This is a genomic window from Enterobacter quasihormaechei (genome assembly GCF_004331385.1).
GTDB lineage: Bacteria > Pseudomonadota > Gammaproteobacteria > Enterobacterales > Enterobacteriaceae > Enterobacter > Enterobacter quasihormaechei.
This window is the reverse complement of the sequence record NZ_SJON01000004.1, coordinates 1-13,848: the sequence shown is the minus strand read 5'-3', so window position 1 is coordinate 13,848 and position 13,848 is coordinate 1. Positions and strand designations below refer to the sequence as shown.

Annotated in this window: 15 protein-coding genes; 5 read left to right on the top strand and 10 right to left on the bottom strand. The window is 47.9% G+C overall.

Going from position 1 to position 13,848, the window contains the following annotated elements:
• Nucleotides 1–60 precede the first annotated feature (60 nt).
• From E0L16_RS06970 to E0L16_RS06930, 9 genes are all read right to left on the bottom strand, one after another.
• A complete protein-coding gene (locus E0L16_RS06970; RefSeq protein WP_049010462.1) occupies nt 61–417 on the bottom strand; it encodes a type IV toxin-antitoxin system YeeU family antitoxin in 357 nt (118 codons plus the stop codon).
• 25 nt (nt 418–442) lie between these two features.
• Nucleotides 443–664 carry a DUF987 family protein gene (locus E0L16_RS06965; protein WP_047644100.1) on the bottom strand — a complete coding sequence of 74 codons (222 nt, stop codon included), beginning with the start codon at nt 662–664 and terminating at the stop codon, nt 443–445.
• Nucleotides 661–1,203, bottom strand: coding sequence for a RadC family protein (radC, locus tag E0L16_RS06960; RefSeq protein ID WP_131636605.1), 543 nt, complete (start codon nt 1,201–1,203; stop codon nt 661–663). Before radC ends, E0L16_RS06965 begins: the two co-directional genes overlap by 4 nt.
• Nucleotides 1,204–1,215: 12 nt before the next feature.
• Nucleotides 1,216–1,659: an antirestriction protein gene (locus tag E0L16_RS06955; RefSeq protein ID WP_131636604.1), complete on the bottom strand. Its 444-nt coding sequence runs from the start codon at nt 1,657–1,659 to the stop codon at nt 1,216–1,218.
• 30 nt (nt 1,660–1,689) lie between these two features.
• Nucleotides 1,690–2,511 (bottom strand): DUF932 domain-containing protein, encoded by an 822-nt coding sequence (locus E0L16_RS06950; protein ID WP_131636603.1) that lies wholly within the window; start codon nt 2,509–2,511, stop codon nt 1,690–1,692.
• 157 nt (nt 2,512–2,668) lie between these two features.
• Nucleotides 2,669–3,184, bottom strand: a complete 516-nt coding sequence (locus E0L16_RS22180; protein WP_226792359.1) for a hypothetical protein — start codon at nt 3,182–3,184, stop codon at nt 2,669–2,671.
• A 5-nt stretch (nt 3,185–3,189) separates the two neighbouring features.
• The gene (locus E0L16_RS06940; RefSeq protein ID WP_131636602.1) at nt 3,190–3,741 is read right to left on the bottom strand and encodes a hypothetical protein; all 552 of its coding nucleotides are present in this window, start codon (nt 3,739–3,741) and stop codon (nt 3,190–3,192) included.
• Between the two features lie 306 nt (nt 3,742–4,047).
• Nucleotides 4,048–4,938 (bottom strand): GTPase family protein, encoded by an 891-nt coding sequence (locus E0L16_RS06935; RefSeq protein WP_226792357.1) that lies wholly within the window; start codon nt 4,936–4,938, stop codon nt 4,048–4,050.
• Nucleotides 4,939–4,990: 52 nt separating this feature from the next.
• The gene (locus E0L16_RS06930; protein WP_131636601.1) at nt 4,991–5,833 is read right to left on the bottom strand and encodes a hypothetical protein; all 843 of its coding nucleotides are present in this window, start codon (nt 5,831–5,833) and stop codon (nt 4,991–4,993) included.
• A gap of 349 nt (nt 5,834–6,182) precedes the next feature.
• Here E0L16_RS06930 and E0L16_RS06925 point away from each other — a divergent pair, with 349 nt between their 5' ends.
• Nucleotides 6,183–6,422, top strand: coding sequence for a helix-turn-helix transcriptional regulator (locus tag E0L16_RS06925; protein WP_131636600.1), 240 nt, complete (start codon nt 6,183–6,185; stop codon nt 6,420–6,422).
• Nucleotides 6,423–6,819: 397 nt separating this feature from the next.
• Here the strand turns inward: E0L16_RS06925 and E0L16_RS22005 are convergent, their stop codons facing one another.
• Entirely contained in the window at nt 6,820–6,993 is a 174-nt protein-coding gene (locus tag E0L16_RS22005) for a hypothetical protein (protein ID WP_165498400.1), read from the bottom strand.
• 53 nt (nt 6,994–7,046) lie between these two features.
• On the opposite strand from E0L16_RS22005, the gene E0L16_RS06920 reads away from it, so the two are divergent.
• The 4 genes from E0L16_RS06920 (at nt 7,047) to E0L16_RS06905 (ending at nt 13,676) form a co-directional block, all read left to right on the top strand.
• Nucleotides 7,047–7,667, top strand: coding sequence for an inovirus Gp2 family protein (locus tag E0L16_RS06920; RefSeq protein ID WP_131636599.1), 621 nt, complete (start codon nt 7,047–7,049; stop codon nt 7,665–7,667).
• A 329-nt stretch (nt 7,668–7,996) separates the two neighbouring features.
• A complete protein-coding gene (locus E0L16_RS06915) occupies nt 7,997–10,141 on the top strand; it encodes an AAA family ATPase (RefSeq protein WP_131636598.1) in 2,145 nt (714 codons plus the stop codon).
• Nucleotides 10,138–11,031, top strand: coding sequence for an HNH endonuclease family protein (locus tag E0L16_RS06910; RefSeq protein ID WP_131636597.1), 894 nt, complete (start codon nt 10,138–10,140; stop codon nt 11,029–11,031). Before E0L16_RS06915 ends, E0L16_RS06910 begins: the two co-directional genes overlap by 4 nt.
• A gap of 182 nt (nt 11,032–11,213) precedes the next feature.
• The gene (locus E0L16_RS06905; protein WP_131636596.1) at nt 11,214–13,676 is read left to right on the top strand and encodes a type I restriction-modification system subunit M; all 2,463 of its coding nucleotides are present in this window, start codon (nt 11,214–11,216) and stop codon (nt 13,674–13,676) included.
• Nucleotides 13,677–13,848: the final 172 nt, after the last annotated feature.

Below are 13,848 nucleotides of genomic sequence, written 5' to 3'. Positions count from 1 at the left end.
TCTTCGCTGCACGCAGAGTTGTTGCAGGTAGAAATTTCATTATGGCTCTCGTGAAAGTAATTAACGTTGAGTGGGATAAACAGCGATGTATATGTAGCCACAACTACCAAGCGTATCGGCTTCGCAGGTGAGTCCGTTGTGGTAAAACGTGACGCAGTGCTGATGCCGGGGAGAGAGTTCTCCGCTGGTGAGCATTAGTTCAAGTTGTTTGAGTATCAGGGGAAATGTCTGGTCGAGACGCAACGCGTCATCGTCGCTGAAAGCACTGTTAAATCCGGCGCGGTCAGCGAGAAAATGCAGTCGGTTGCCTTCCTGCACCAGACGAGCGCCAAAACAGGGTGTTATCGTACTCTGTAGCCCCCACTGCTGGCAGGCGGGATTCTCCGGCTTTGTACCGGATTCTGAGTGATTGTTCATTATTGTTCCTGATTAAAGGGAAGGATTAATTGAGAGTAACGCTTCGAAGAATGACATAGGGACCATTGCGGTCCTGACGACGTTCAGCAAACACGGCCAGAACGCCGCGTATGTCCTCCACCTCGCGGCCAGCATAATGGCAGATACTACCTGACCATTTATATTTGCTCGTACTGAAGCGAAACAGTCGGGAGCCAGGATGTTGCCGGTATAGGGTCATTGCCTGGCGTTTACTGATGATTTTCATATCCAGCCTCGCTCCGCGAACGACACAATGCCCTCTGAACCGATGACCAGATGATCGAGCGTGCTCACATCAACCAGTGCCAGCGCTTCTTTAAGCCTGCCCGTAATGTTGCGGTCACATTGACTGGGCTCCGGGTCACCGGATGGATGGTTATGCGCCAACACGACAGCTGCAGCATTGAAGCGAAGCGCTGACTTCACTAGCTCACGGGGATGGACCTGGACATGGTTAATCGAACCGGCAAACAGCGTTTCGCTCTCCAGTAAACAGTGCTGGTTATCGAGAGAGAGCACCATAAATACCTCCCTCTCCTGTCCGGCCAGCTGTAGCCGAAGCCAGTCACGGGCAGCAGTACTGGAGGTAAAGGATTTGCCGGGCTGACGCAGATATTTATCCAGTAGATTGATAGCGCGGCGAATGGTGCGTTGGGCATAGGGGGTTAATCCGGAGGTCGCTGGGAGCAGGCAACTATGCTGGGTCATAACCGCCAGTGGAAAGAATTCAGGCTGAGATGACACCGGGGATAATGCGGTATTCATGACAGGCATTCCTCAGTCGATTAGATGCATAATGGCGCTGCATTCCGGATGCTTCAGCGCGTAGTCTCGTAAGCGATAATAATGCTCAGTCATCGCGTCACTCTCGGTACGACAGGCGTGGTGACTAAATGCCATCAGACAGGCGACCATCCCTGCAGCTTCACTGGTAAGCTCTGCGCCATTGCCGTTCATGCTGTTGAATAATGTCCACTTCTCATCGTGATCTGACTCGGGAGCCATAAAAGCGCCGCCGTTGCTGAGTGTCGAAAAGCGCCAGATACCACCGTGGTAATCGGTACACAGCCGATCCATCCAGGCGAAAATGCGGGGTTCAAGGGTTATCCATTGTGGGATGGAGCCAAAGTGCTGCGGCCAGAAGCCGATGCGTAACTCATCCGGGACCACTGAGGCAGTAATTGCTGCCTGCTCAGCGAACTCAAAGTGTTGTGTATTCATTAAACTATCTCCTTATGTCGGAAAGGTTGTTTAACGCCCGAAAAACTCGAGCATGTTTTCTGCCATCACCCACAGGGCGCGATTGAGTTTCACATCGCCGTCAATACCGTTCACGGCACGGGTATGGCTGCGTTTACCTTTTGCTGTACGTCCGGGCAGGCCGCCCTTCAACAGGTTTTCCTGCAGTCTCTGGTACGTTGTCCACAGGTCATCCTGACGGTCTTCATACCGTCGGGGTGTCAGTATCTGCGTGGCGGTCACCGGGTGGTGTTCTTCACCAAAACGGTATGTCAGCGCCGCATTCGCCATCGACTGCTGTGCCGGAGGAGGAAGCAGCAGTGACTGCATGGCATCGCGTTTCTCTTCCACCCGGTCAAAGACCCCGAGAACCTCGTAAGCGCCTTCGATGACCTTTTCCACCACATTGCCTTTATGGGGGACACGTATCTCGCCAAAGGACTGGCCGCAGACCAGAGAGTTGGTGCAGACGCTGCGGAATATGCCGGGCAGCATCTGGTAACTTGATGAACCATCATGAGAATTCAGCAGGATGATTTCCGGGACCTGTTGACCGGTAATCTGTCCGGCACGGCGCAGTCTCAACATATGCTTGGTGTGTTCACGTTTGCTCAGGTCCCGAACACGGGTCTGGCAGGCAAAGAACGGCTGAAAGCCTTCGCGTTGCAGGTTTTCCAGCAGGGTGATGGTGGGGATATAGCTATAACGCTCAGAGCGTGATGCATGCTTGTCTTCTCCGAAAACACTGGGAACGACCTGCATCAGTTCTTCACGGGTTAAAGGACGGTCTCGGCGTATCTGGTTAATTCGTCCGAAGCGACTGGCTAAGCGCATGTGTGACTCCTTAAATGGCAGAAACAGAAAAGGGCTGTTCCTCCCGAAGGAGGAACAGCCCTGTCAGTGCGGTGATAGATAAATGACGGCGTATTCGCCTGGGACTGTTTAATTCCGGCTGCAATACAGCTGTTATCCGTTAACGTCAATACTGCTGTCAGAGGCTGTCTGCCTGTATAACCCCCTCTTCAGCCAGCGAATGACTGATATTGTTGACTACTGTATCCGGGTCAAGTCTTATCTCTGCAAGGAGCTTGCCGATCTCCGGGGTGCCCTTATATACATAAAGGGAAACGAATGGTTCTCCGGCATCATTCGAGCCTGCTGAGACCTGATAGCGGGTATCGCCATTTCTGACAGTAAAGTTCTGAATACTGATAACCTGATTGCTCTGGTATGCATAAATGGTATTGCCTGCAGGAACGGTAATATCCATTTCTTTGTTTTTTGCCCCCACTTTGCCGAACGAATACGACACTGACGGGGTTACAATACAAATCTCCACTTCTTTTTTATGGTTCACAGTCTGCGCGTAAAACACCGGTTTTGCACAGCGCGGGCCAGTTGCCTGAGGGAGCGCGTCCGTCGTCGCTGCATGCAAAACTGATGTCGCGGTGAATAACACGGCTGCACTCATCAGCAGATGCCGGGTAATGGTTTTCAGGGTTTTCATTTTCTTCACTCTCCTGCTTCAGGTAAAACGACATAAATATCCCGGCCCCTGACCTCAATGGTCACCGGCTCCTTTACACCGGTGTTCAGCAGGGCCTGTGCCCGCCAGAATCGACCCTTCACTTCTTCCTGCATACCGGTTATGCGAATACAACGCTCATCAAACCCCTCATCCCGCAGGATTTTTGTCACCACGCTGCAGGCACTCTGCGCGAGGTTTTCCGTACCAGAGCGCTGGTTAAGCAGGTATATCGCCACGAATGACAGCACGGTACACAAGAGCCAGACCTGCATCAGCCGCCAGGGTTTACCCTGCATCTGGTCGCGCTGGCGCAGATACACCACCGGGAACCAGAACCAGAGAAAAGAAGGGAGCGTGACGCCCTGTTTCATCAGGTTTGTCCGGTCCAGCAATACCCAGGCCAGGGCAACAGCCATGTAAATGACAAGTGCGACTGTCTGTGGAAAATTCAGGAACAGCACGACCCAGATTGCAGGGAGTACGGCCGCGAGGCACCAGGCAAAAATGTCCTGACGCAGTAATGGATATGATTTCATTTCAGGGTCTCCCTGTGAATACAGGCACCCGTCATCACGGAGATAAGATGAAGCATAAAATATTCCTTTATAAACAATTGATTAAATAAAATTAATAACCGGAGGTATCTTCACAGACAGCACAGATCGTACTGGCTAATCAGAAGGCGGGATAATTGTTAATTCAGATCGATATGCGTAAACCGATCGTTGATATCTATCGATAATCACGATCAATAAACTATTTTCAATAGTTTAATGCTATCGTACGTTGCAATTTCGATCGTCGAAACAGATCGAAACGGCAGTGATAAAAGAAAGGAAAAATCAGAACAGAAGATGCCAGACGACATGAATAAGGGACAGAAACCGCCGACGGAGTCGCCGTAACTGACGCACCAGTTTCCCTGAGGTCTGCACAACTGAAGCCGCTTCGTCAAAAATCGTTCCGGCGACACTGACGAACCCTTCCCGTGCGGTATGCTGAACACGTTCAGTGCGTAACTCTGCGTTCAGGTAGCGTGAAACGGCACTGCAGCTGTTAACCGGCAGGGCCTGAATCAGTGCCTCCGCCCACAGCTCCAGGTTGTAGTATTCCGTGGCGGATACCGCAATGACCGGATGGACTGCGGCAAACAGTGTCATGGCAAGCTCTGTCTTGGTGGCGAGGTTTTCAGACTGGGTTGCAGAAGGCTGATGATTTGAATTGTCCCATTCGCGACAGGGCTCCATTTTGTCGGCCTGCGTGAGGACAAACAGAAAACGTTCCGGCTCTGCTCCTGTGTTCAGCAGTTCACGGTAGCAGCGCAGGTCATCTTTCCAGGCGCGCTCGTCCGCTTTAAGTCCCCAGACAATCAGGTCCAGTTTTGAGGACCATGCCCGGTACAGCCGACGATACTGCCTGTCGAGTTCCGGGGTTTCAGCAATGCCGGGAAAGTCTGCGATATGAAGAGTATGTGGCCCGCGCCGGACATGATACCGGTTAACACGTCGGGTGCAGCCCCTGACGGCATCCACGCTGGCAGGTGGCGGACTGAAAAGGGTATTGCACAGACTTGATTTTCCGGCTCCCGATTTTCCCATAATGCCAATCACCGGCTCGTAGTGAACACACCGGAGTATTCGTTCGACCATCATTTCCGATACAGTGGCAGGGAGACAGGAAAGGGGCTGTTTCAGGGCATCAGGAATTTGCCCGGTAAGAATACGGTCTGACAACTTTACCTCCGTGAGTTAAACAACAGTGCAGCAGCAATACTGGCTGCCGTGCTCACTCTGGTAATGTCGGGTTATCTTTTCCTGGAAGTGAAACCGTTATTGTATTTTTGAGTTTCACATCCCGGTCGTTCATATGAACTCTGCAATATATATTATGTAGTTCTTCTGCACTGCCTGTATTAAAAATCTCATAGCCCTCATAAATTTCATCTGTATTCCCCACCTTATTCCAGGCCATACCGGTAAAATACCCTCCTGACTTCGTTTCTGAAGCATTCTCAATAAACACCATCTTTTCATATTTACTTTTATCCCAGCCTTTAACAGCCAGAGCTTTGAACTGTCGGAATCTGATCCCGGGAAAATCAAGTCTGCTATTCCTGACATCATTCAAAAAAAGAGGTAACACATGCAATGTGATCTGAATTCTGACATTACAGCCTGTGTCATTATCCTCATAATACTTAACCATTGCTTTTTTGACGAACATATGAAGAAAAGCAGGGGTTCCACCAAGTTGACTGGTAATCGCAGGTACCTTACTCAAAATATATTTTTTCAAAACCTTCCGCATTTCTTCTCTGGCGGTATCACTCATTTTCCTTTTAGCGTCAGAGTGGAACCCGCCCTGACTGCTTTTTTCAGACATTGTGAATACATAATCAGGAAGTCGACATTCCTGAGCTTTCAGTACAATCTGCTCCCAGGTATCGCCGGCATCCTTTTTCGGTACCACTTTGGTTGTGCGATGTAAAATCCCCGTCTCATTTCCGTTAAAGCTTTCTTCACCTGAATTCCCTTCTTTTAAGTCATGACGTAACTCTTCCAGAAAGCGGGCTGAGGAAGCATCAAACCTCAGGCATGCAATGACGATGTCCAGGACAAGTCTGGACATCGTCAACTCTCGCTTCTGTGCCAGTCCCTTCAGGGAACTGCAGAACTCTCGGGTTGGCAGGTTGACAGTGATTCGATGATGGCTGGGCACTTTTGTCTCCATAAGTGTGGCACTTTATATAACAAAAAAGTGCAGCACCTTTTTTACTGCATTTTAATTTCAGTAAGATAGCACACTCAGGTGCTTTGAATACATAAGGGGTAACCTTTTCCTGGGGCAGGATAAGATGCCTGTCCTGCAGCATGCGACGTATTTATTTACACGACCTTCCTATCCTCTGAGGAAGGCTGCAACACAACCCGGAGCATAGTCATTCCTCCTTCACTTTTAACGTAAAGGAGATATCCCCATGAACACATCCCCCGCATTGCTGAGCGACCAGCTTGTCGATATGGCATTCATCACCACCTATACCGAAATGACGGATAAATGGTTCTACAAACTCATCAGCGAAGGCCAGTTCCCGAAGCCCATCAAGCTGGGTCGCAGCTCCCGCTGGCTGAAGAGTGAAGTCGAAACCTGGATGCAGCAACGTATTGCGAATTCACGCGGTAACGGAGTATGTCTGTCTGAAAGAACCTCGAAATAAGATTTATTTATTGTGTTCTGAATAGTTAACCCTGGAGTAAAAAATGAGCGTGATAAATAAACGGCCCCGCACCAGAGAAGGCTTTGTTATATATTTGATGTGGTCATTTGCACAGTATATATATTATATAAGGTTATATATAACTCATATATAAGGGCATGTGTAAACTCATGCACTTATAAGTATAAACGCATGCGAGTACTTATAAATACTTATGATGTATATTTACAATATGCTCTTTTACCAAGTTAAGTATGTGGTAGAGCTTAATATATAAAACGTTAAGTATACGGAGTGAGAGTACGCTGTTAATTAATGATAAAACTGATGAGGAAGTGCCTGTCAATATTTAACCGAGATGCCAGACAGGGTTGACGTTATCCTGATGAATATTGACTTACGATAACTGGTAATGGTTGTTGTCAATACTAATCAGCATTGCATGAATATCTGTCAGTGAAACATTCACCACCAGTAATCGCATCTGCGTTTGTTGATAAATATCCGGCAGCACTCTGCCTTTTTCACCCTCTGACACATTAATCCCCATCCGTAAATTCATCACTGCCATTCGCTCTGGCAGGAGATTCGCTCGTCTGAAACAAACTAACAGGAGTAATACTTATGACCGACAGTAAATTTGGCCCATTGAATTCTGGTTATATGAAACGTATGACGGATGTCACCAACTTTGCAACAAATGCCCATGCCAGAACAGCCGTATTCACCTTCGTTCTCAGACTGCCTGAGTACCGCGATAACGGTGACAGCACCGTCTGCAACCCTGACCTCAGGCCAGGATTAATGGAACGCTTCAAAGGGGCGCTGAATGCCCGTATAGCAACCCATCAGAAACGACGTAAGCGGGAAGAAAACCAGGTATGTCCAACTGAACTTAGAAATCTGTGGGTACGAGAAGTGGGGAAAAGCGGTAAGTCTCATTACCACATGGCGATATTCGTTAACAAAGATACTTTTAACGGCTTGGGGAATTATTCAAAGGAAGGCCATAACCTGGGGAGTTACATCTGCGAGGCCTGGCTAAGTGCGCTGGGTCTGCTCGGATACCCTGAGTACAGAACGCTGGTTTCCCTCAACAACACGCCACACTATCTGGAGCGCCTTCGGGTGGACCGCTTTGGGCAACAGTTACTGAAACTACGGAGCCACTTAAGCTATTTTGCCAAAGAACACACCAAGTCCTACAACAAGGAAGAACGCTCATTCGGGGGAAGTATCAGATAAGCCAATAGCATTCAGGGGGTCAGTTCCACTTCTACGTGATTTTTCCTGCTATTACGGTGTCTCACCTCAGGTTTGTAAAGACCGTGTTGCCCCCCAGTCATTACATTATCGTGAAAGTTTCTAGTACCACCTGTTGACAGCAATAATACGTCGGTGGGGCAACATCTAATTTAGGCCAATGATATGTCAGTTACCTCATTGCTTCCTCCGTTCCAGTTGTGAACCGCTTTGACCGACTTTTACTATCAGAATCGAGAGGGGAAATATGAGCTATAATTTACGCCTCTCACGCGGTGTATTATCCTGTCATTTTTATTGGGAATTACCTCATGAGAAAAATCACAAGATCCAGGGTGCCGCCTGAAGCATTAAGTTTTAGCAGAATTCGTGAACAACGACGTGAGCTGGCAGAGTACTACAAGCAATTGCCCGCAGAACGCGTGCTTTCCCGCCCGCCATTTGATCCTGAGCCGTTATATAACAACGAGGTTCGCATGAGGTTGATGCGTGAGTTTCAGGGGCGATGTGCCTGGTGTGAACAACGTGTCGACACTCCAGAAATTGATCACTACCGACCCCGTGGAGGAGCACGGTTTGGTATCAACAGTCAGGTAGCCCCCGATTATTACGGATGGTTCGCCTATCAATGGCAAAATCTCCTATTGGTCTGTCGAGAATGTAATAGGGCGAGATCAAACTGGTTTCCCCTGAGTGGACGTCCAGCTCAGATCCAGTGTACGTGGTCAGAGGCGCAGAGAACCGAAAAAAGTTTACTCCTGAACCCCTCTGCCGATAATCCCTGTGAGCATCTCAGTATCCAACGTGACGGTTTATTGTTACCTCTCACTGAGAAAGGTCATACCACTATTGAAATTTTACAGCTTAATCGGGAGCCACTACGATATAAGCGTGAAGAGGAGATAATCAGTTTAATCTCGGAACTTAATCAGCATACAAATACGCTTACCATGGAGCATTATCTAATTCACACGGAACGCCCCGGTGTAGCGATTATTTTTCTCAACACCCTGCTGCGGATAGTTGCTGGTGAGTACACAAATCTACGCTATAAACCACTTATTACGTTTAACCGTGCCCTAGATGCTGTGCTGAACTCTTCATTGCCACTCAACGAACTTATACGTCTCTGGTCTGACTTTTCCTTTCCTCTTCCTGATAAAAACCAAAAAGCAGACTGGGCGAACGAAGCAGTAAATGAGAGACGTCGTAGTCTTGCCTCACAACTCGTTACAGGCATTACACTACATAATTTTAAGAGTTTTGAAGATTTTACTCTTGATTTCACTAATATTACTCCACCAGAAGACTTAGCTCCCTGCGTGGCGTTAGTAGGAGAAAATTCCACCGGGAAAAGCAGTATTTTACAGGGAATTTGCCTGGCCCTGATGAGTCGACAGCAACGTAATCTATTACGCCTAGATTACGAAAATTACCTGCAACGCGATCGTGAAGGCTGGCAACGTAGCCATATGAAACCTGCCAGCATTACCCTCACCCTAGAGGATGGTAGTACGCGCACATTAACGATTTCGGATGAAGGGCTCGTGTTTAGTGACAATGACTGGCCTGACTTCATGGTTCTCGCTTACGGTGCACGTCGGTATTTCTGTGAACGAACCCGGAGGACTGCCGTAGGGAAGTCACTATTTTATCCCACTGCTCTGCTGCGGGATGTTACGAACGAATTAGCGGACAAAGATGATGAATTCTTTGCCTCTATTGCTCGTGCAATGAAAGAAATTCTGTCACTGGAACAAGGAGAGTTTCTCCTGCGGGATAGTCATCGCAATATTCTGGTTCGCGCTCATGGTCGTGATACACCACTCAGCAAGATGAGCGACGGGTATCAGTCCTTGTTTGCCATGAGCCTCGATATTATGTTCAGAATGACCCATTACTGGAGAAGTCTTGAATCGGCTCGTGGAGTCGTACTTATTGATGAAATTGAAACGCATCTACATCCCCGCTGGAAGATTCAGGTCGTGTCAGCATTACGCCGCGCGATGCCTGGTGTTCAATTCATTTTTTCCACACATGACCCACTATGCCTTAGAGGTCTAACCCAACATGAAGTTCGCGTGCTTTTCCGAGATCCCCATCAGCAGATTGTCGAATTGAGTGAGTTGCCTCTTTTGCAAGGCATGGATATTGAACAACTTTTAACCTCTGACTATTTCGGGCTATTAAGTACGCTCGACGGTAAGCTTGAAAATCTACTTAAACGTTACGAGCATGCAATACAACGAACGCCAGGTCAGCAGAGATTGATCCATGATATTGAAAGAGAACTGAGCCAATACCGAGCATTGTCCGGAAACCCTGTGCAGCGTGTTATCGCAGAGGGTATTGCCCGCTATGTCGAGCAGGCGCGCCAGACGCCTTTGGAACGCGAGAAACTCCATCAGGATGCGGTAAGAATGATTGTCAAAAGCTTGCAGGAGGCACAGCGATGATCCTTGTTGAAAAGCGTCTTATCAAAAAACCAGCATCACTAGTAGGAAGCAAGTCAGCTGCTGCGACAGAGCTTACAAAAGCAAAAGCCCATTATAACCAGAAAAAACCAGGTACATCGGCTTATCCTTTTGCAGTGTACAAAGCACCAGATGTTGTTAAAGCGTTAAATACCCTCTTTCATAACAAGTGTGCCTACTGCGAAACGGATTATTCAGCCACTCAGCCGATGGCCGTTGAACACTACCGTCCTAAAGGCGGTGTTACTGGCGCGCCGAAACACCCTGGGTATTGGTGGCTGGCAGCTGACTGGGATAATTTATTGCCCAGCTGTAACGACTGCAACAGCCATCGTGGCAAATTGCATTATGTTCTTACGTCTGATAGGCAAGTACATCTAGAAACAATAGAGAGATTAAGCGGTAAACAGAATCATTTTCCGATTGCATGTGAGTCTGCGCGATGCACCCGGCCCAGCCATCATTTAATCCGAGAACAACCTTTGCTCCTAAACCCGTGCAAGGATGATCCTACCCGGCATCTAAAATGGATTTTTACTCAACTGAATTATCCTTTTCTCATACCCCTAGATGAACGGGCAGAAACCACCATCAGTCTGTGCGGACTGAATCGCAAGCGACTGCTGGAAAAACGCAAAAAGAAACTGGATGATATCAGTTTAAGAGTAACCAGTATTCGTCGGTTAGCCTACAGCATTGCACAGCTAAAACCGACAGAACGCCATGTCCTTGAAGCCCATTTTATTGATGAGATCGCGTCATTAAAGGCATATGAAGATAGTCAGGAAGAATGGTCAGCTATGTCGCGAGCATATATCAATCTACATCTGGCTACCCTAGAAACAGAATTCAAAACGTTGTTTTCGGAATAACTGATTCTGTAAAAGCATTTATGCTGTCATCAAAATCCCCTTTACGGCAGGCCGAGGCCCATGGTCGAAGCCCCACCAACTTGATAAACTCTCTCGTAAATTCTTACGGGGCAGAAACTATTTGGACGATTGTGTCGTCACCTCTTTGCCGCGTTACATGCATTGTTTTCACCGGACACCATATGGCTATCAAGAAGAACGAACTTTACTCCTCCCTTTGGGCGAGCTGCGACGAGTTGCGTGGCGGAATGGATGCTTCACAGTACAAAGACTATGTGTTGACTCTACTGTTTATGAAGTACGTCTCTGACAAAGCTAAGGGCAACCATTACGCGATGATTGAAGTGCCGGAAGGTGCAAGTTTCGACGATATGGTTGCTCTCAAGGGCAACAAAGAAATTGGCGAAAAAATTAACAAAACCATCAGATTACTGGCTGAAGCTAATGACCTGAAAGGTGTTATCGACATTGCCGACTTCAATGATGAAGACAAGCTGGGTAAAGGCAAGGAAATGATCGACCGCCTTTCCAAGCTGGTGGCAATCTTCGAAGGGTTGGACCTCTCAGCCAACCGCGTTGACGGAGACGATCTGCTGGGTGATGCGTACGAATATTTGATGCGTCACTTTGCTACAGAGTCAGGTAAATCTAAGGGGCAGTTTTATACCCCTGCAGAGGTGTCACGCATTCTGGCTAAAGTGATTGGTATCAGCAAACAGACACCACAGGATGCTACCGTTTATGACCCTACCTGTGGTTCAGGCTCATTGTTGTTGAAAGCCAGTGACGAAGCAGGTCCCAAGGGACTAACCATCTATGGGCAAGAGATGGATTATGCGACCAGCGCACTGGCACGCATGAACATGATCCTGCATGACAACGCCACCGCTAAAATCTGGAAAGGTAACACCCTAGCCGATCCATACTGGAAAGATAGCAACGACAACCTAAAAACTTTCGACTTTGCTGTAGCCAACCCCCCTTTCTCCAACAAAAACTGGACCAGCGGACTTGATGCTGCGAATGATCCTTTTGGCCGTTTTATCTGGGGTACACCGCCAGAAAAGAATGGTGATTATGCTTTCCTGTTGCACATCATCAAAAGTCTGAAGAGCACAGGTAAAGGCGCAGTGATCCTGCCTCACGGCGTTCTATTCCGGGGCAACGCTGAAGCGCGCATTCGTGAAAATCTGCTCAAACAGGGTTATATCAAAGGAATTATTGGCCTACCCACGAACTTGTTTTATGGCACAGGCATTCCGGCATGCATCATTGTCATCGATAAAGAAAATGCCCAGCTCCGAGCTTTCAATGCTAATGGCGAAAGTCAGCAAAGCATCTTTATGATCGATGCCAGTAAGGGCTTTATTAAAGACGGCAATAAAAATCGCCTACGCGCCCAGGACATCCATAAAATTGTCGATGCATTTAATCGTGAGCAGGAAATCCCCCGTTTCAGCCGCATGGTACCGCTGTCAGAAATTGCGGCCAACGACTTCAACCTCAATATCCCTCGCTATATCGACAGCAGTGATCCTGAAGATCTGCACGACCTTTCTGGCCATTTGGCTGGTGGCATTCCCGATCGCGATATTGATGCTCTCAGTGCTTACTGGAAAGTTTTCCCAACGCTACGACAGGATCTGTTTGAACCTGATCGCCCTGGCTACAGCAATGCCCGAGTCGAGGCCGATAAAGTTAAGAGTGCTATTCTGGCGCACCCGGAATTTGCCGCTTTCAAAACAGGAGCACTGATACCATTTGAAAAATGGTTTACAAGTTGTCAGCTTGAAGAAATTTCTCGCGGTGACTCACCGAAACAGCTTATTGAAGAGATTGGTGAGCGTCTCCTCGCTGCCTATGCTTCTGAAGCCACAACTGACGTGCCGCTGCTTGAAAACTACGCCATCTATCAGTTACTGATGGACTACTGGATGGATGTGATGCAGGACGATGTTTATGTTCTGAGTCAGGATGGCTGGCAGGCGGGCAAAGTGCTACGTGAGCTGGTTGTGGAAAAAGGCGAAAAACTCAAAGAAACGCCGGATCTGGTCATTGGTAAGAAGAAATATAAGGCAGAACTGTTGCCGCCAGCACTTTTAGTGGCTCGCTATTTTGCTACCGAGCAGGAACAGCTAGACCAGCTACAAGTCGCTTATGACGAAACAGTGCAAACACTTGAAAGTTTCCTTGAAGAAAATAGCGGTGAAGATGGGCTACTTGCTGATGCGATGAACGACAAAGAGAAAGTTACAGCCGCCAGCATTAAAGCTCGACTTAAAGTCGCCACAGATAAAGAAGAAAAGGAGGTGCTGAAAACTACTCAGAAGTTGTTCGATGCCGAAACTCGAGCTAAAAAAGAATATAAAGAAGCACAGGAAAAACTGGATGTTGCGGTGTTTGCTCATTATCCAAAACTCACTGATAACGACCTTAAAAGTCTGCTAGTTCAAGATAAATGGCAGGCCAGCCTAGCTGGTAGTCTAGAAGCTGAGATTGAGCGTGTTACGCAGCGGCTGGCCAATCGTGTAACAGAGCTGGAAGAACGTTATAGTGTAACTCTACCGCATCTATCCAATCATGTGGCTGAACTGGAAGCTAAAGTAGCGGCCCATCTGAAGGCAATGGGATTGGACTGGGCATGATGGATAATGTATTAAAGATGCAAGTTGATAAGGCGGTCCCAGCTGGTTATAAGCTCACTGAAATGGGCGTAATCCCGGAAGATTGGGATGTGTACACATTCAACGATCTCATTGAATCCTGCTCCAGCGGAGCCACTCCCTACCGTGGTAATAAAAGTTTTTATACAGGCAA